The organism is Pseudarthrobacter sp. BIM B-2242, from assembly GCF_014764445.1.
GTDB classification, from domain to species: domain Bacteria; phylum Actinomycetota; class Actinomycetes; order Actinomycetales; family Micrococcaceae; genus Arthrobacter; species Arthrobacter luteus_A.
This window is the reverse complement of sequence record NZ_CP061721.1, coordinates 1937221-1955019: the sequence shown is the minus strand read 5'-3', so window position 1 is coordinate 1955019 and position 17799 is coordinate 1937221. Positions and strand designations below refer to the sequence as shown.

Genomic DNA, 17799 nt, shown 5'->3' with positions numbered 1-17799 from the left:
GTGCGGCGGGCTGAAAGGCTTCCATGACCACCATGAGCAGACCCCCGGCCGATCCCTCGGCCCTCCGCCCGACGCGGAAGGCCGCCCTCACCGGCTGGCTGTTGTTCGGACTGGAGGACGCGAAAGGCACCCATCAGGGTCCCGGCGGCGCCGCTCCCGCCGGGGAGAGGAAGCACCACTGGTGGCAGGTGATGTGCCTGACGGGCGTGGACTACTTCTCCACGCTTGGTTACCAGCCCGCCATCGCGGCACTCGCCGCAGGCGCCATCTCACCCCTGGCCACGCTGGTCCTGGTGGCGGTGACCCTGCTGGGCGCCCTTCCCGTCTATCGCCGGGTGGCCGGCGAGAGCCCCCGCGGGGAAGGATCCATCGCCATGCTGGAACGGCTGCTCCCCCGGTGGCGGGGCAAAATCCTGGTCCTGGTGCTGCTGGGTTTCGCCGCCACGGACTTCATGATCACCATGACGCTGTCCGCCGCCGATGCCACAGCCCACCTGATCGAGAACCCGTTCGCGCCTGACTCCCTGCACGGCCAGGAGGTGGCTGTGACACTTGTGCTGCTGGCGCTGCTGGCCGCGGTTTTCCTGCGCGGGTTCAAGGAGGCAATCGGTGTGGCCGTGGTGCTGGTCATCGTGTTCCTGGGACTGAACGTGGTGGTCATCGGCGTCTCGCTCGCGGAAGCGGCCTCCCATCCTGTCGCGGTCGGTGACTGGTGGCAGACCCTGAACACCTCCCACGGGAATCCGATGATGGCGGTGGCCATTGCTCTTCTGGTCTTTCCCAAGCTGGCACTGGGACTTTCCGGTTTTGAAACCGGCGTGGCCGTGATGCCGCAGGTCCGCGGCGGCGAGGGCGATACGGAGGACAATCCGGCGGGCCGGATCCAGGGCACACGGCGGATGCTGACCACCGCTGCGGTGATCATGAGTTCGTTCCTTGTCACGAGCAGTTTTGCCACGGTGGTCCTGATTCCCGCGGATGAGTTCCTGCCGGGCGGCGGGGCGAACGGCCGCGCCCTGGCGTTCCTCGCCCATGACTACCTGGGAGCCGGCTTCGGCACACTGTATGACCTGAGCACCATCGCCATCCTGTGGTTCGCGGGGGCCTCCGCGATGGCGGGACTGCTGAACCTCGTCCCGCGGTACCTGCCGCGCTACGGCATGGCACCGGAGTGGGCCAAGGCAGTCCGGCCCCTCGTGCTGGTGTTCACGCTCATCGGATTCCTGGTCACCTGGCTGTTTGAGGCCGACGTCGATGCGCAGGGCGGCGCGTACGCCACCGGCGTCCTGGTGCTGATGACCTCGGCGGCAGTGGCCGTGACGCTCTCGGCCCGCCGCCTGCAACAGAAAAAGCGGACGTTCGGCTTCGGCGTGATCGCCGTGCTGTTTGTCTACACCACGGTCACCAACATCATCGAGCGTCCCGAGGGGATCCGGATCGCGGGCTACTTCATCCTGGGCATCATCTGCATCTCCCTGCTCTCGAGGGTGCTCCGGTCCTTCGAGCTGCATGCGACCCACGTGCGGCTTGATACGCAGGCCCTGGAGTTCCTGGCGGACAACCTGACCGGGCCTATTGGCATCATCGCCCATGAACCGCTGCGCCAGTCAGCGGAGGCGTACCGGCAGAAGCTGGCATCCGCCACCGAGGCGAGCCACTTCCCGGCAGACTGCCGGACGATGTTCCTGGAGGTCGTTGTGGATGATTCCTCGGACTTCGAGACCGCGCTGGAAGTCCGGGGCGTGATGCGGCACGGGTTTGCCGTGCTGGAAGTGCACGGCCCGGTGGTGCCCAACACCATCGCCTCGGTCCTCCTGCATATCCGGGACGTCACCGGGCTGATGCCGCATGTGTACTTCCGGTGGACTGAAGGCAACCCGGCGGTCAACCTCTTGAAGTTCCTGGTCCTGGGTGAGGGCGAGATCGCTCCCGTGACGCGCGAGATCCTGCGCGAAGCTGAACCGGACGTCACGAAGCGGCCGTGGGTGCATGTGGGGTGAATTCAGCGGCCCCGGGCGCGTGGGGCCCGCGTCGGGCGCTTAGGGCACGCGATTCCAAGACTCGCCCTGGCCGGCCCGTTGCCAGGCCTGCCGCGGGCCCTCGCACTCGCGGACACCATCGGTGAGCCAGATCGTGCAGTCAGGGTCCCAGCCGGCGATGACCGTTGCCGTGCCGGTATCCACCTGCAGGGCACGCCCCGCTCCCCTGAGGTAGCCGAGGACCGTCAGGTGCACGGCGTCCCACTCGGTAGCTGCCTGTTCCCAGTCCGGGATGACCCACCGTCCGTCGCGGCCGGTGGTGTTGAACCAGTCATGCCGCCTGGACGCCGTGACCTCCAACGGGAAGCGGCGGCACAGCTCCGTCCAGTCCTCCGGGGTACGGATCTCCAGCGTCCGGCCCGTGCCGCGGACGGGAATCGCCGTGGCCTCCAGCCAGCCGAGCGAATCCTCCACCAGGCCCAACCCGGCCGGGAGGTGTCCGACACTGCGAAGGAGGCCCCGCGGGAACGACCACCACCACCCCGATACCGGGGCGTGCGGATCAATCGGCCGGTCAAGTGCGGCCCGGGCCTCTTCAGCGCGTTCGTTGCGGCCCCAGCTGCTCAGTGCCTGACGCAGGTTCCCGGGCAGCGGCGCCGGATCGTCGGCCGGGCGCCAGTCGATGGCCCACTGCTCCACGGCGCGGCCCTCGTCCCACCACTGCACGCCAGGTGCGCGGAGTACCTGGTCAGCGAGGGGCAGGAGGGCTGCCCGGACAGCAGGCAGTGCTGCCAGGACGTCTTCGCCGTCGGGCGGCTGCCAGTACCTCGCCGTATCCACAGACCGCTCCAGTGCCAGCTGGATCGTTGTGCCGCTCAGGCTCGTGGAGTCCAGGGCAGTGAGCGCTGCGGCCAGCTGGTCTTCTGACGTCCCGGAGCCGGAGGCTGCGGCTTCATCAGCGACACCGTTTTCCCCGGAAACCATGGTCAGCAGCACCCGGGACGTCCCCCGCCCGCTATCGAGCTCATAGCCCAACCAGAACACCGCCGTCCTGATGTCCTGGTTCAGTTCCATCGCCAGTTCAAGGCATAGCCGTCGGCCCCGCGGTCCTTCCAGAAGCACTTCCCCCTGCAGCGTCATGGGCCCATCCTCGCACCTCCAGGTGCACTATTCGGTGCCTCAACGACGTAGGCTCGGGGGCATGGCCCGATATTTTGATGTTCATCCCCAGGATCCCCAGCCCCGTGCGATCACGCAGGCCGTGAAGATGGTGCTCGACGGCGGACTTATCGCCTACCCCACCGATTCCTGTTACGCGCTGGGAGCCCAGCTGGGCAACAAGGACGCACTGGACCGGATCCGTTCCATCCGGAAGCTCGATGACAAACACCACTTCACGCTGGTCTGCAAGGACTTCGCCCAGTTGGGCCAGTTCGTGCTCATCGGCAACGATGTGTTCCGCAGCATCAAGGCTGTCACGCCCGGGGCGTATACGTTCATCCTGCCGGCCACCAAGGAAGTTCCGCGCCGGCTGCTGCATCCCAAAAAGAAAACGGTCGGCGTGCGCATCCCGGACAACCGGGTGGTGCAGGCCTTGCTGGCAGAGCTCGGCGAGCCGATCCTCTCCAGCACGCTGCTGCTCCCCGACGAGGAGGATCCGCTGACGCAGGGCTGGGAGATCAAGGAGCGGCTGGACCATGAAGTGGACGCTGTGATTGACGCCGGCGACTGCGGCTCCGAACCCACCACGGTGGTGGATTTCTCCAGCGGTGTGGCCGAAGTGGTTCGGCGCGGCGCCGGGGACCCGTCCCGCTTCGAATAGGCCCTGGTCCGGCTTGGCCCTGGCCGGCTGATCCTTAGTCCGGCTTGCGGGCCCGGCTGGGCTGCACACGGGGAGGCTCGCCCGGCATCTTCGGGTAGTCGGGCGGGAAGGGCATCTCACCCAGCCCGGATTTCGCGTCCCGGTCCCACCATTCCAGCAAGGTGTTGATGGTGCCGGGATTGGCGTTCATGCCGGCCCAGGGATCCCCCACGGTCTTCAGCCGGTCCGGGACGGTGAGGATGGTGAAGTCCTTCGGGTTGATACTTTCCAGCTCCTCCCACGTGACGGGGCAGGAGACGGGTGCGTGGGCGAGGGCGCGCGGGCTGTAGGCGCCGGCGATGGTCCGGTCGCGGTTGGCCTGGTTGAAATCGAGAAACACCTTTTCGCCGCGTTCCTCTTTCCACCATGAGGTAGTGACCTTGTCCGGCATCCGCCGTTCCAGCTCCCGGCACGCGGCGATCACCGCATGCCGGACGTCCAGGAATTCGTGCGTCGGCCGGATGGGAGCGTACACGTGGAGCCCGCGGTTTCCCGAGGTCTTGATGAAGCTTTCCAGCCCCGCCTCCGCTAGCACCTCCTTCAGCGCCAGCGCCGCCGGAACGGCGTCATCGAAGTCCGTCCCCGGCTGCGGATCCAGGTCAATGCGCAGCTGGTCCGGGTTGTCGGTGTTCCCGGTACGCGAGGGCCACGGATGGAACACCACAGTGTTCATCTGCACGGCCCACACGGCGGCGGCCGGCTCGTCCAGGACCAGCATGGGGTGCGAGCGTGCACTCGGGAACACCACCTTCACGGACCGGACGAACTCCGGGGCTCCCCGGGGCGGGTTTTTCGAAAAGAACTGTTCGCCGTCGATGTTGTCCGAGTACCGCTGCAGGGCCACGGGCCTGTCCCCGTTGGCGGCAAGGAAGGCCTCTCCCACGTCCACTGTGTAGCGGGCCAGGTCCAGCTTGGTCAGCCCAAGCTCCGGCCACAGCACCCTGCCGGGGCTCGATATGCGCATCTCGCGATCGCCGTTTGGTCCCGGGACAGTGATGGTGGTCTGTTCGCTCGCCATGGGGACAACGTACACCGTCAACGGATTCGCCGCAGGGCGTCACGGCCGCGCGGAAGGGGTCAGGCGTCCACTTTGCTCCGGCGCTCCCGGACCTTACGCACCACGAACGCCACCACCAGGATTACCACGGCGGCGATGACGACCTTCTGGAAAATCCCGGCGTACTGCTCAACAACGTGCCAGTTCTCGCCGAGGAAGAAGCCGGCCATGATCAGCACCGAGTTCCAGATGAAGCTCCCCGCGAACGTCAGTCCGAGGAACCGCCACACGGGCATTTTCTCAATCCCTGCGGGAATCGAGACGAGGCTTCGGAACAGCGGCACCAGGCGGCCGAAAAAGACTGCCTTGCTGCCGTGGCGGGCGAACCACGCTTCCACCTTGTCGACGTCGTCAACGTTCACCAGCGGGATCCTGCGGACCAGGGCCCGGGTCCGTTCCCGCCCCAGCCAGCCGCCCAGGGCATAGAGGATGTAGGCGCCCAGGACCGAGCCGGCCGTGGTCCACATGATGGCGTCCAGCAGGCTGAAGCTGCCGCGGCTGGCCGTGAAGCCGGCCAGCGGAAGGATCACTTCGCTCGGAAGCGGCGGGAACAGGTTCTCCAGGGCGACAATCAGGCCCGCACCGGGGGCGCCCACTACTTCCATAACCCCCACCACCCACTCCGAGATGCCGTTGAGCTCGTCGGCTGTTGACGGGGCGGGAGCTGTGGACAAGGGGGCGGCCAGGGCTGTGGCTGCAGTCATGGGGGTTCCTCCGGGAGTGGGCGAACCCCCATTCTTGGCGACGCACCTGACTGTCTGCTGGGAACCTGCTGTGCCGCACACATCGGTGTCCGGCATGATGGACCGATGACTGCTTCAGAGTCCGCCCTGACCATCAACGTCGGCGATTCCCGTGTGTCGGCCCTGTACGCCCGCCCGGAGCGCCCCTTCGCCACGGTGGTGCTGGCGCACGGGGCGGGTGCGGGCATGCAGCACCCGTTTATGGGCGGCTTCACCCGCGGTCTGAACGACGACGGCGTTGCCACCTTGCGCTTCAACTTCCCCTACCGCGAGGCGGGCAGGAAGTTCCCGGACCGACCGCCGGCGGCCATCGCCACCTGGCGGGCTGTGATGGACGAGGCAGTCCGCCAGGCGGAGGAACATGCTGACAACGGGCCCATCTGGGCCGCAGGCAAATCGTTCGGCGGACGGATGGCATCCATGGCCGTTGCCGAGGGAATGGATGCAGCCGGGCTGGTGTACCTCGGGTACCCGCTGCATCCACCGGGCAAGCCCGAAAAGCTCCGCGACGAACACCTTTACGGCCTCACGCTGCCCATGCTCTTCCTGCAGGGTTCCCGCGACACGTTCGCAACACGGGAGTTGCTTGAAGGTGTGGTGTCCCGGATCGGCCCGTCGGCAGTGCTGCAGTGGATCGAGGGCGGGGACCACTCTTTCTCGGTGGCGGGCAGGAAGCGCGACGCCGCGGAGATCGGCGCAGACCTGGCGCCGCTGGTCGCGGAGTTCATCCGGACCCGCAGCTGAGCCTGGAACCCCCAATTACTCCAGGCACGCCCCTGCGCCGGCTAAGCGGCGTCTTCGTGCCACCAGCCTTCCCAGGCGGTGGAGCTCAGCCGGCCCGTGGGGAATTCGGTCTCGCTGTTTCCGCGGCTGTCGTCACGCCGGCCGCCATCAAACAAGAGGTTCAGGCTACTCAAAAGCAACATTGGTACGTCCCTTCGTATTGTGTCTTGACCACGTTGTCCAAGTAGGAACGAGCCTAACGGCGGGATGTTTCAGGGGGTCGACGCTACGTTTCGGCCACGTATCGGACATCTCACGCGGGTACTCCACGGCCAGGCGGCAGAAACCAGGCGGCAACCGCCGGCGTTACATCCTGGCTTTGGTCCGGGCCGTTGCCTGCGCCGTCCAGGGGTCCTCCGGCCAGGGGTGCCGGGGATAGCGGCCCCGCATCTCGGCCCTGACCTGTGCGTAGGGCCCGGACCAGAACGACGCCAGGTCATCGGTCACCGCCAGCGGCCGCCTGGCCGGGGAGAGGAGATGGAACAGGACCGGTACCCTGCCGTCCACCAGCCGCGGCGTCTCGGCCCAGCCAAAGCATTCCTGCAGCTTGACCGCCACAACCGGACGGCCGGCGTCGTCCGCCCTATGCTCCGTCCCCGTATTCTCGGCGACGTCGGGGTAGTCGATCCGGACCGTCGATCCGCTCGGAACCTTAAGCGCCTCCGGGACCAGCTCGGCCAGGCGGACCGCCTCCGGCCAGGGCAGCAACCGCCGCAGGGGGTCGGTGAGGTCAATGGAGTTCGTGGACGCGCCGCCGGCCAGCTTTTCAAGCTCCGGCCTGAGCCAGGCGTCGAGGTCTGCCAGCAGGGCGTGCTCGGAAACGTCCGGCCACGGCGCGCCGAGTTCGCGGTGCAGCAGGGCGAGCCGGCGGCGCAGGGCATCCGCCGCCGTCGACCAGCCAATGATTCCCAGACCCTCCGCCGAGAGTGCGCGGGCCACCGCCGCGCGTCCATCGGCGGGTGACGGCCGGACAGGGGTTGAGGACAGGCTGATGGCGCCCAGCCGTCGTTCCCGGCGCGCCATGACCCGGCCCTGGCTGAAGGTCGCGTCGACAGTGTCGGTGAGCAACTGCCCGGCGGCCGCCTGCGCCAGATCAGCAGTCAGTGGAGCCGCGGAGCGGATCACGGCGCCGGTACCGGCAGCATCCCTGCCCGCTGCCCGCGACACCTCCGCAACCGCCAGCCATTCGTATCCCGATAAAGAGCTGCCCGCCGGCAGGCCCGCACGGGTTCCGGAAGACAGCAGGTACCGCGCCTGGCCCTCCCCCGGCACGCGCCAGGCAATCCGGTCCGGGAATGCCATCGCGACGACGACACCCAGCGCCTCCGCGGCACTCACGGGCGCCGTGACGGCAGAACGCCCGACGGCGCCGCTTTCCTTCCGCACGATGCTTTCCAGCCGCCGGACGTCTTCCGCCCAGCGCCGGGAGGCGGGTTCCTTACCGGCTCGCAGGGTTGCGAGGAGGGCTGTGAGGTCGGCGCCCGGGGCACGCTGGTCGCCGGCGACGAGTGCAACGGCTTCGGCCGCCTTGTGGTGGCCCACTGCCGCGGCGCCGTCCAGGAGCGCCCGGGCCAGCCGGGGATCGGCCGGGACCCGGGCCAGGGTCCTGCCCAGACCCGTGGCCTGCCCGCCTTCGTCCACCGCACCGAGCTCCCTCAGCACCTCGATGGCCTCTGCCATAGCGGCGGCCGGTGGCGTATCCGGCAGCGCCAGCCCCCGTCCGCCGGGTGAGCCCCAGCAGGCCAGGGTCAAGGCGGCGCCGGTCAGATCGGCGACGGCAATCTCCGGGGTGACGTGCGCGGGAGCGGCGCCGTAGCTTCGCTGGTCGTAGCATCGCACCACCCGTCCCGGCCCCTGCCGCGCGGCGCGGCCGGCGCGCTGTTCTGCCGAGGCCCGGGAGCAGGAGACTGTTACCAGCCCGGACATGCCGCGGTTCGCGTCGCGGCGCGGTTCACGGGTCAGTCCGGAATCGATGACCAGCCGCACGCCCGGCACCGTCAGGGATGACTCCGCCAAGTCCGTGGAGACGATAATGCGGGCCGGGCCACCCGGGCGGCGCCCGGATACGGCACGGTCCTGCTCGGCCGGGCCCACCTGTCCGTGGAGCTCCAGCACCTCGGTTCCGCCGGCCACCCGCCCGCGGAGCCGGCCCGCCACATAGGACACCTCCCAGGCGCCCGGCACAAACACCAGGGCATCGGTGCCCGCGTCGATGGCCACCGCAGCCGCGTGGGCCTCCGCCGCCGTATCCGCCACATGGTCCAGGAATCCGCGCGCCACGCCCCGGCCATCAAGCCGGGGCGCCGCCGCCGGTGTCCAGTGAACCTCAAGCGGGTACAGCGCTGAGGGACAGTCGACGACGGGGGCCGGGCCGCCGTCGTCGTCCGCTGTTCCCTCCGCTGTCGTTCCCCCGGCTCCGGCTCTCCCGATCAGGGCGGCGAAGCGGGGTGCGTCCAGCGTGGCGGACATGGCCACCAGGGTGAGGTCGCCGCGGAGCTGGCGGACTTCATTCAGCATGCCCAGCAGCAGGTCGGTCTCGAGGCCGCGCTCGTGCACCTCGTCCAGGATGACGGCGCCGGTGCTCTCCAGCCCTGGATTGTCCAGCAGCCGGCGCAGCAGGATGCCGGGTGTGACGAACTCCACCAGGGTGCCGGGCCCGGCCTGGCGCTCGCCGCGGACCGTATAGCCGACGCGGTCCCCCACCGGGCTGCCGTCGAGGGCGGCCAGGCGCCGCGCAGCGGCACGTGCTGCGACCCGCCGGGGCTGGGTCACCACCACGCGCAACGCCCCGGGTGTGGGGGCGAGGTTGGCGAGCAGCGGCGGGACAAGGGTGGTTTTGCCTGTCCCGGGCGGGGCCTGCACCACTGCAGTCCCCGCCGCGCCGCCGGCCCGCAGCGCCGCAGCCAGTTCAGGCAGCGATGCACCGAACGCCAGACCGGTGCCGATGGTGGCCAGGTCAAAGGCACCCGGTACGGCGATGTCCGCCCGGCCGGCGCGGGGGTTGCTCGGTGAAGTCACACGACCATTGTCGCCTCAATCCGGCCCGGGCCGTCAGCTGGCTCAGTCAGCGCAGGTACGCGCAGGTGTGCGCCAATGCGTCAGACTGGAGGTCAATCCATCACGAAAGCGGGACCCCCTTGATACAGCTCCAGCAGGACTCCGAAGGCTTCGTCCGCATGAACAGGCACTTTCCGGCCAGCACACCCGTGACCGTCATCTTCAACGATGGATCCCAGGAAGTCTTCGCCGGCCGCAGGCTCAACGAGATCTACGACCAGGCCCTGGCGGAGTACCGGGCGCAGAACCGGTTGGATGCCAAAGGCTTCTCGCGTGGCCCGAAGAAAAAGGTGCAGACCGCCATTGACTTCGTTGCTGTCCGTCCCGGGATGGGGCAATAACGCCGTCCCGGGACGGGAGCTGCATCAGCGATCCGGCCAGACCACAAGCGCAGAACCTCCACCCCGCCTGACCGGTTCGGCGGCGGCGGTCATGCGCCCGTGCCGGCCGAACTCGATGGCCGTGGCCGCGCCGATCTCCGCCGCAGAGCTGAACGCGTCACCGGCAGGCACCAGCTTGTGCCCGTACGGTGCCAGCTGGCTGCCGTAAGCCGTAATGAACTCCGGCTCTGCCGTGACATTGGCCGTGTTCCGTTGCGCTGCCCGGGGAGCCGCCAGCGCCTCGGAAACGCTCATGCCCAGGTCCACGCGGTTGAGGATTGTCTGCAGGACCGTCGTGATGATGGTGGATCCGCCCGGGGATCCCAGCGCCAGGAACGGCTTGTCGTCCTTGAGGATGATGGTGGGTGACATCGAGGAGCGCGGACGTTTGCCGGCCTCCACCCTGTTCGGGTCTTCCGGATTGGCGGAGTCGTAGGAGAAGTCCGTGAGCTCGTTGTTGAGCAGGAACCCGCGGCCCGGAACCACAATGCCGGACCCGCCGGTCTGCTCGATGGTCAGCGTGTACTCCACCACGTTGCCCCACTGGTCGGCGACTGTCAGGTTGGTGGTGGAGATGTTTTCGGTGTCCGTCCCGTCGGCTGCCGCTGCCGGCGCAACCGGGCAGACGCCGTCGTAATCTGACACGTCTCCTGCCGCGACAGGTTTCACGGCCGCCGTAGCCGGATCAATCCCGCAGGACCGTTCCTTGCCGAAAAGCGGGTCCGTGAGGTCCCCGGTGGGGACGTCAACGAATGCGGGGTCGCCAACGTACTTGCCGCGGTCGGCAAAGGCGAGGGCACTCGCCTCAAGGTAGTGGTGCAGGGCGCCGGGATTCGTCCCGTCAGCCTGGCGCATTTCTTGGAGGTTGAATGTCTCCAGGATGTTCAGCGCTTCGCCCACCGTGGTGCCGCCGCTGCTGGAGGGCGCCATGCCGTAGACGTCGTAGCCGCGGTATTCAACGTGCGTAGGCTCCTGGTCAATCGTCCGGTAGCCGGCGAGGTCCTCCGTGGTGAGGTATCCGGGGAAGGCCGGGATGCTGGTGGGCGGATTCGTCTCAGGCGGCACCCAGGCGGGGTCCTTCGGCGGCGACTGAACCGTATCGGCCATGTCCTCGGCCAGCTGGCCGCCGTAGAAGGCTCCGGTGCCCTTCCTGGCGATGAGGCGGTAGGTTTCGGCGAGGTCCGGGTTACGGAACACGCTTCCGACCGCGGGAGCGTCGCCGCCCGGCAGGAAGAGGTCCCTTGTGGAGGTGTAGGCCGAGAACCTGGCCTTGTTGTCGAGGGTCTGCTGGCGGAAGGTGTCGTCCACCACGAAGCCCTCCTCTGCCACCTCGATGGCCGGTTCGAGGACGTCCTCAAGGTCCCGGTGGCCCCACCGTTCCAGTGCCCGCTCCCAGGTGGCGAGCGTACCGGGGACACCTACGGACACTCCGCTGGAGACCAGCTCGGCAAAGGGGTACGGTTTCCCGGTTGCCGCGTTGATGAACGCGTCCGGGGGCATGCCGGCCGGTGCAGTTTCGCGGCCGTCGATGGTCTCCACGTCACCGGTCCTGGCATCGTAGAACACGAAGTAGCCGCCACCGCCAATCCCGGCACTGTACGCCTCGGTCACGCCCAGGGTTGCTGCTGCGGCGACGGCGGCGTCTGCTGCGTTGCCGCCTTCGCGCAGGACCTCGAGAGCCGCTGCCGAAGCGTCCAGGTCCACGGTGCTCACAGCTCCGCCGTACCCGGTTGCCGTAGCCTCTTTTTTGTCCTCCCGCTGGTCCGCGAAAGCGGGACCCCCGACGGCGCCTGCCGTGACACTCAAAGCCAGAACTGCCGTAACAGCAGCCACCTGTCGCCGCAAAGTAGGCATGATGCTCCCTTGTCAGAGTTTTGCGAAGTGTGTGGTTTGCGTCACGTTACTCCCGCGCATTCCGACTCTCAACCCTTGATTACTTGCCCCCGCACCGCTTCACAACGGTGTTTCCGTGGCAGCAGTCCTGGTGTCGGCCGGCGAGCGCCTGCGGCGGCTTGCCAGCAGGAACGGCACCGCGAACAGCTCGATCACGCCGCTGAACGCCAGCGACAGCGGGTAGCCGTAGACGTCCGCCGTCCGGCCCATCAGCGGCTGCACCACGATGCCGCCGCTGGATCCCATCAGGGAATCGAAGCTGAGCACCGTGGCCCGCTGTTTCGAGGAAATCATGTCGTTGAGGTAGGCCTGCCGCACCGGAGTGGCTGCCGCCGTCACGAGCGCCCAGAGGGTGAGCAGGAGCAGGGCCACCCAGAAGAGACGCGTGAAGCCCAGCGCCACCAGGATCAGCCCGCCGAGGCCGCTGGTCACCACCAGGACCGTTGTCCTCTTACGGACCAGGCGCCGGAGCGTGGGTGCCAGCCACCCGCCCACCACCTGGGCTCCGGCCACAATGGCCGCCGCGAGGCCGGCAACGGAGTAGGCCCGCGGATCCCCGAAAAGTTCGAGCAGGAAGGGCTGGAGCGCGTAGAACACGTAGATCCCCACACCTGCGCTGAAGGGCGCCGCCAGCATGATGTACCGGACGGGCGGGTTCTTGAGTCCGCTGTCGATGGACGCGGTCAGCACTGCCCTGGTCGCCTGCAGTGGATGTGAGGAGCGCTCCGGGGTAAAGCCGACATCATGCATCAGCAGAAAGGCCACACCGAACATCGCCAGCAGCACGCCAACGCGCAGCAGGAACGGCACGCCGAGGTCGGTGATCTGGGCGATCACGCCGCCGGCCGCCGAGCCCGCCAGCATGGCCACGCCGGAGACCATCTGGCCCTTCCCCAGGACCGTCTCCAGCTCACCCTCGTAGGCGGAGAAGTGCAGGGCGTCAACGAGCCAGGCCTCCACAGCCCCTGAGAAGAACGTAAAGCCCAGGCCCAGCAGGACGGACACCACCGCCCACGCCCAGAACGGCGCGGACAGCTGCCAGAGGAGGTAGTAGAGGTACGTCGATGCCGCCAGGGTCACCGTGCCCAGCAGGAACGACGCCCGGCGGCCCCAGCCATCGGCGATGACACCGGTGGGCACTTCGAACAGCACCATGCCGGCCGTGAAAAACGCGTTGGCCGCGAAGGCTTCGAGGTTGCTGAGCCCGGCGTCCAGCAGGAAGAGCGTATTGATGCCCCAGATGAACGAGGCCGCGAGCGTGTTGCCCAGCGTCAGGGTGAGGTAGATACGCTGGATCTTGCGCGCGGCGGCATTCATGGTCCGGCACTCAGGTGCTGGGCACCGGCTCGTGCCGCAGGTAGCGGCGGCGGAACCGCCCCGTGCCGGCCGTCAGGGCCCGCAGCTCGACGGCGTAGCGCAGCAGTTCCTGGTCCGGCACCTCGGCGCTGATTTCGGTCAGCTCGCCGTCGGCGGTGGCGGTTCCGGTCAGCCGGCCGCGGCGGCCGGACAAGTCACTCATCACGGCGCCCACATGCTCGTCCGAGACGGTGATGCTGACCGTGGACACGGGCTCAAGCAGCTTGATCCGGCCCGCAGCGGCAGCCTCCCGGAGTGCCAGGGCACCGGCTGCCTGGAACGCGGCGTCGGACGAGTCCACGCTGTGGGCCTTTCCGCCCACCAGCGTCACGCGCAGGTCAACCACGGGGAAGCCTGCCGCCAGGCCTTTCTGCATCTGGGTCCTGACCCCCTTTTCCACGGAGGAGATAAATGTTCCCGGAATCACGCCGCCCACGGTCTTGTCGATGAATTCGAATCCGCCGCCGCGTGCGAGCGGTTCCACATTGATATCGCACACCGCGTACTGCCCGTGGCCGCCTGATTGCTTGACGTGCCGGCCGTGGCCGGTGGCCGGGCCGGCAAAGGTTTCCCGCAGCGGCGTCACCACGTCCTGGGTGTGCAGTTTCACGCCCTGCTCCCGCAGCCTGTCCAGCACCACATCAGCATGGGCCTCGCCCATGCACCAGAGGATCAGCTGGTGCGTTTCGGCGTTCCGCTCCACCCGGAGGGTGGGATCTCCCGCAGCAACCTTGGCCAGGCTTCGGGACAGGGCATCCTCGTCGCTGCGTGAGTCCGCCTCGACAGCCACCGGCATCAGCGGCTCGGGCATCTCCCAGGTGGAGAGCAGCAGCGGCTGTTCCCTGGACGAGATGGTGTCCCCGGTCTCGGCGCTTCCCAGTTTGGCGAGCGCACAGATGTCGCCGGCGACGCACTGCGCCACCGGCCGGAGGTTGGCGCCCAGCGGGGAATACAGGTGCGTGACCCGCTCGTCCGTGTCATGGTCCTGGTGGCCGCGGTCCGCCAGCCCGTGGCCGGCAACATGCACGGGAGTGTCCTCACGCAGCGTGCCCGAGAAGACCCGCACCAGGCAGACCCGGCCCAGGAACGGATCAACGGTCGTGCGGACCACCTCTGCCGCCAGCGGCCCCGCAGGGTCACAGGCAAGTTCTGCGGCCGGGGCGCCGGACAGGTCTGTTACTTCCGGCAGTCCGTGCTCCAGCGGGGAGGGGAACGCCCTGGTCAGGACTTCCATCAGCTCGGCAGCGCCCAGGCCGGTCACGGCCGAGGTGGGCAGGACCGGAAAAAACGAGCCGCGGGCGACGGCGGTTTCCAGGTCCGTGACCAGGACGTCCGTATCGATGTCCTCGCCGCCGAGGTAGCGGTCCATCAGGGTCTCGTCCTCGCTTTCGGCGATGATCCCTTCAATCAGCTGGCCCCGTGCCGCTTCCGAGCCGGACAGCTCGCCCGGGTCTGCGTCCCGCGGCGGCGCGCCGGCCTCCCCTTCTGAATAGTCGGAGACCGTCCCCTGCAGCAACCCGAGCAGTCCCGTGATCTCGCCGGCGCTGCGGACCGGGACGTAGAGGGGCACCACCGACTCGCCGAACGCCTGCTGGCAGGCGGCCAGGACGCCGTCGTAATCCGCCCTGGGGTGGTCAACGCGGGTGATGGCCACGGCACGCGGCATCCCCACCCGCTCGCATTCTCCCCACAGCCCGGTGGTGGTGGCATCGATGCCGTCCACGGCCGAGACAACAAAGAGGGCCGCGTCCGCCGCCCGCAGCCCTGCCCGCAATTCGCCGATGAAGTCCGGATAGCCGGGCGTGTCCAGCACGTTCACCTTGATGCCATTGATGAGCAGCGGCACCACGGCCAGCCCCACCGAGCGCTGCTGCCGGACGGCGGCCGGGTCCGAGTCGCTGACGGTGGTTCCATCCGCAATGGAACCCTTGCGGGAAATCATGCCGTGGGCGGCGAGCAGTGCCTCGATCAGCAGGGTCTTCCCCGCCCCCGAATGCCCGATGAGCGCCACATTGCGCACCTGGTCCGGGCTGTCTGCCGCAAAACCGGCGGCGGCGTCTCCCCGCCGCGACTCGGGTCCGCTCCGTCCCGGTATCCGTGCTGCGTCCTTCGCGCCTTTCACTGACATGGGAACCTCCTGGCGTCGTGCCGTGCACCGGGCTGAATCGTGTCCTTCGATTCGACACCCTGGCGGACTGAACAGCAAGAGTGTTCCTGTGCCTGCGGTTCCGCACCGGAGGATAATGGCAGCGGAGACACCTGCCTGAGGAGGTCAGCATGCCCGTGCCGCCCCGTATTACGGTGGAGGTTCCTGTCCTCCGGGTCGGGCACGGTCCGGCTGACTTCGAGGCGCTGGGCAGCCTGGTGCAGTCCTTGCGCCGGCCGCAGGGCCTGCACCTGACCCTGCTTCATGTGGGCATCCTGGCAGACTTCGCCCGGGACATCGAGGACTGGACCAAGGGCTCAACCCCTGCCGGCAACGCCGTCACAGGCACGGCACGGTGGCTGCGGTCACTGCCGGAACTGGCGGGCTTCGCCGGAACCTCGGACCGGGTGATCGTGCTGGGCGGCGGCAGCATCGCCGGGCTGGAAGTGACCGTGCCGCAGCACGTTAGGGACTATCAGGTTTCCCTGGTGCAGGGACTGCATGACCTGTTGGACCGGCTCCTTGTGGACAACGTTGACGACTTCATCCTCAGCTCGCCGGCCCTTGGCTTCCGGTACCCCCACTGGGTGCCGCACGTGGCCGTGGGCCGGCCGCCGGGCCACGGGCGCGGGCCGTGGAGCATCCCGCCGATGGACGTGGAGTGCGGGCCGTCACGGATCCGGAACGGGCGGTTCCTGCCGGCCGCGGACTGACGGACAGCGCCCCTGTCCTGCCTGAATTAGGTCACATGATTGGGTCTTTTTGATCCGGCACGACGGCGTTACCGTGGGCAGAGGAGCCGCCCGTCCGGGGCGGCCTGAACACGGAGGATTTTGTATGACAACGCACGTCGCTGACTGCAGTGTTACCAACTGTTCCTTCAACGATCATTCCAACTGCAACGCCGCCGCCATCACGGTGGGCGGGGCTGAAGACCATGCGTCCTGCGCCACCTTCATCGACACCGGCATGCATGGCGGACTGCCCAAGGTCCTGGCCGACGTCGGAGCGTGCCAGCGCGCGGAATGTGTCCACAACGACCACCTCATGTGTAAGGCACCGGAAGTCCATGTGGGCCCGGGCCCCGATAACGCGGACTGCCTCACCTACTCCCACACGTAAAGACCATCACGCAAGGCAAGCGAACGACGCCGGGAGTGTCCCGCCGTCGTTTGCTTGCGTTAAAGCGCTGTTCGGGTCTGTTCCGGCGGCCGCCATCCGTCACTCACGCAGGTCGAGCGCGGCGAGCAGCCGGGCTACCGAGCCGCCCAGGTTCCATTCGGCGGCGAGCCGTTCCAGTTCGGCCCGGGATTCTCCCACCACCGGGTGCAGCTGCGCGCCGGCTTCCTCGAGCGTCGGCAACGCCAGGTCACGAACCACGTTGACTACCACGGGTGCAACCTTGAGGTAGTCGCTCGCTGCGGCGAGCTTGGCCCGCACGGACGCTGACAGGCGACTGCCGGGATCCGATGCTGCTTCGAGCAGTCCGTCGAGGGTGCCGTATTCGCCGAGCAGCGCCGCTGCCGTCTTCTCGCCGATCCCGGCGACCCCGGGCAGCCCGTCCGAGGCGTCGCCGCGAAGGGTCGCATAATCCGCATACTGCTGCGGCAACACGCGGTACTTTTCGACCACAGCGGCGTCGGTCAGGACTTCGAGGTTCCGCATGCCGCGCGCGGTGTAAATGACCCGTGCCTGGCGGTCGTCGTCGACCAACTGAAAGAGGTCCCGGTCACCGGTCACCACATCCACCGGAAGGTCAGCCTGGCTGGCGTAGGTACCCACAACGTCGTCGGCCTCATGGTCGGCAGCCCCCACCACCGCGATGCCCGCGAGCTCCAGGACCCGGCGGATCATGGGAAGCTGCGCCTCGAGGGCGTCCGGCACCACTTCCACGTCCGGGGCATCAGCCACCACCTCCGCCACCCGATGCGTCTTGTAGGTGGGGATGAGGTCCACCCGCCACTGCGGACGCCAGTCGTCGTCCCAGCAAGCAACCAAATGCGTGGCCCCGTAGTCGGTGGCGAGCCGCGCAATCATATCCAGCAGGCCGCGGACCGCGTTCACCGGCGTGCCGTCAGCGCGCGTGAGGGTGTCCGGCAGGCCGTAGAACGCGCGAAAGTACAGGGACGCGGTGTCAAGCAGCATCAGGCGTTGGGGCATACCTGATCCTAGCTGGCACCAGGCGGACGGTACGTGATCTGATCGGCCGTCCGCATGGCCTCCATCGCTTCCTCGACCGTCAGGAGCACAGTTGTTTCGAAGGAGCTCAGCGCGCCGCCGCCGCTGATGGCCAGGGCCACCGCGGCCATGGACACGTTGTCCGGAGCCTCCCACAGGTTGTAGCCATCGTGGGCCCCGAAGCCATACCAGAATCCATGCAGCTTGCCGCCAACGGATTCGATGTACGTCTGCGCCGCTTTCCGCCGGTCCTCGGGGTTGCTGATCAGCCGTGACCAGGTCTCCGGGGTGTAGCTGAACTTCGAGAGATAGAGGGGCATGGCCTGATCCTTCCATTCGCTGCCAGGACTGCGGATCCACCCAGAA

General features: G+C 68.0%; 16 protein-coding genes. 6 read left to right on the top strand and 10 right to left on the bottom strand.

Annotation, left to right across the window (positions count from 1 at the left end; genetic code table 11):
- Window positions 1-23 precede the first annotated feature (23 nt).
- A complete protein-coding gene (locus tag IDT60_RS08910) occupies window positions 24-2000 on the top strand; it encodes an APC family permease (protein ID WP_191081639.1) in 1977 nt (658 codons plus the stop codon).
- Between the two features lie 39 nt (window positions 2001-2039).
- Here IDT60_RS08910 and IDT60_RS08905 read toward each other — a convergent pair whose 3' ends face one another.
- A complete protein-coding gene (locus IDT60_RS08905) occupies window positions 2040-3119 on the bottom strand; it encodes a hypothetical protein (protein ID WP_191081638.1) in 1080 nt (359 codons plus the stop codon).
- A 61-nt stretch (window positions 3120-3180) separates the two neighbouring features.
- Between IDT60_RS08905 and IDT60_RS08900 the strand changes: the two genes are divergently transcribed.
- Entirely contained in the window at window positions 3181-3801 is a 621-nt protein-coding gene (locus IDT60_RS08900; RefSeq protein ID WP_164199961.1) for an L-threonylcarbamoyladenylate synthase, read from the top strand.
- A 34-nt stretch (window positions 3802-3835) separates the two neighbouring features.
- Here IDT60_RS08900 and ligD read toward each other — a convergent pair whose 3' ends face one another.
- Together ligD and IDT60_RS08890 are read right to left on the bottom strand one after the other, a co-directional pair.
- On the bottom strand, window positions 3836-4858 hold the full coding sequence (gene ligD, locus IDT60_RS08895) for a non-homologous end-joining DNA ligase (protein WP_191081637.1): 1023 nt from the start codon (window positions 4856-4858) through the stop codon (window positions 3836-3838).
- Window positions 4859-4917: 59 nt separating this feature from the next.
- Window positions 4918-5601 carry a DedA family protein gene (locus tag IDT60_RS08890; RefSeq protein WP_191081636.1) on the bottom strand — a complete coding sequence of 228 codons (684 nt, stop codon included), beginning with the start codon at window positions 5599-5601 and terminating at the stop codon, window positions 4918-4920.
- A 105-nt stretch (window positions 5602-5706) separates the two neighbouring features.
- On the opposite strand from IDT60_RS08890, the gene IDT60_RS08885 reads away from it, so the two are divergent.
- Window positions 5707-6384, top strand: a complete 678-nt coding sequence (locus tag IDT60_RS08885; protein WP_191081635.1) for an alpha/beta family hydrolase — start codon at window positions 5707-5709, stop codon at window positions 6382-6384.
- Window positions 6385-6425: 41 nt separating this feature from the next.
- Here the strand turns inward: IDT60_RS08885 and IDT60_RS08880 are convergent, their stop codons facing one another.
- On the bottom strand, window positions 6426-6566 hold the full coding sequence (locus IDT60_RS08880) for a hypothetical protein (RefSeq protein ID WP_167525080.1): 141 nt from the start codon (window positions 6564-6566) through the stop codon (window positions 6426-6428).
- Window positions 6567-6729: 163 nt separating this feature from the next.
- Entirely contained in the window at window positions 6730-9441 is a 2712-nt protein-coding gene (gene hrpB, locus IDT60_RS08875; protein ID WP_223883932.1) for an ATP-dependent helicase HrpB, read from the bottom strand.
- Window positions 9442-9560: 119 nt separating this feature from the next.
- On the opposite strand from hrpB, the gene IDT60_RS08870 reads away from it, so the two are divergent.
- Entirely contained in the window at window positions 9561-9821 is a 261-nt protein-coding gene (locus IDT60_RS08870) for a hypothetical protein (RefSeq protein ID WP_164199971.1), read from the top strand.
- Window positions 9822-9845: 24 nt separating this feature from the next.
- On the opposite strand, the gene IDT60_RS08865 is transcribed toward IDT60_RS08870, so the two are convergent.
- The 3 genes from IDT60_RS08865 to IDT60_RS08855 all read right to left on the bottom strand — a co-directional run bounded on the left by IDT60_RS08865 (window position 9846) and on the right by IDT60_RS08855 (window position 15237).
- Window positions 9846-11714 (bottom strand): gamma-glutamyltransferase family protein, encoded by a 1869-nt coding sequence (locus IDT60_RS08865; RefSeq protein WP_191081634.1) that lies wholly within the window; start codon window positions 11712-11714, stop codon window positions 9846-9848.
- A gap of 99 nt (window positions 11715-11813) precedes the next feature.
- Window positions 11814-13070, bottom strand: coding sequence for an MFS transporter (locus tag IDT60_RS08860; protein WP_164199975.1), 1257 nt, complete (start codon window positions 13068-13070; stop codon window positions 11814-11816).
- 10 nt (window positions 13071-13080) lie between these two features.
- Window positions 13081-15237 carry an elongation factor G-like protein EF-G2 gene (locus IDT60_RS08855; RefSeq protein WP_191081633.1) on the bottom strand — a complete coding sequence of 719 codons (2157 nt, stop codon included), beginning with the start codon at window positions 15235-15237 and terminating at the stop codon, window positions 13081-13083.
- A 149-nt stretch (window positions 15238-15386) separates the two neighbouring features.
- Here IDT60_RS08855 and IDT60_RS08850 point away from each other — a divergent pair, with 149 nt between their 5' ends.
- Together IDT60_RS08850 and IDT60_RS08845 are read left to right on the top strand one after the other, a co-directional pair.
- Entirely contained in the window at window positions 15387-15968 is a 582-nt protein-coding gene (locus IDT60_RS08850) for a hypothetical protein (protein ID WP_191081632.1), read from the top strand.
- A 124-nt stretch (window positions 15969-16092) separates the two neighbouring features.
- Window positions 16093-16377: a DUF1540 domain-containing protein gene (locus tag IDT60_RS08845; RefSeq protein WP_191081631.1), complete on the top strand. Its 285-nt coding sequence runs from the start codon at window positions 16093-16095 to the stop codon at window positions 16375-16377.
- A gap of 99 nt (window positions 16378-16476) precedes the next feature.
- Here IDT60_RS08845 and IDT60_RS08840 read toward each other — a convergent pair whose 3' ends face one another.
- Both IDT60_RS08840 and IDT60_RS08835 read right to left on the bottom strand, forming a co-directional pair.
- Window positions 16477-17415 (bottom strand): 5'-3' exonuclease, encoded by a 939-nt coding sequence (locus tag IDT60_RS08840; RefSeq protein ID WP_191081630.1) that lies wholly within the window; start codon window positions 17413-17415, stop codon window positions 16477-16479.
- An 8-nt stretch (window positions 17416-17423) separates the two neighbouring features.
- Window positions 17424-17753, bottom strand: coding sequence for a GYD domain-containing protein (locus tag IDT60_RS08835; RefSeq protein ID WP_191081629.1), 330 nt, complete (start codon window positions 17751-17753; stop codon window positions 17424-17426).
- Between the last annotated feature and the right edge of the window lie 46 nt (window positions 17754-17799).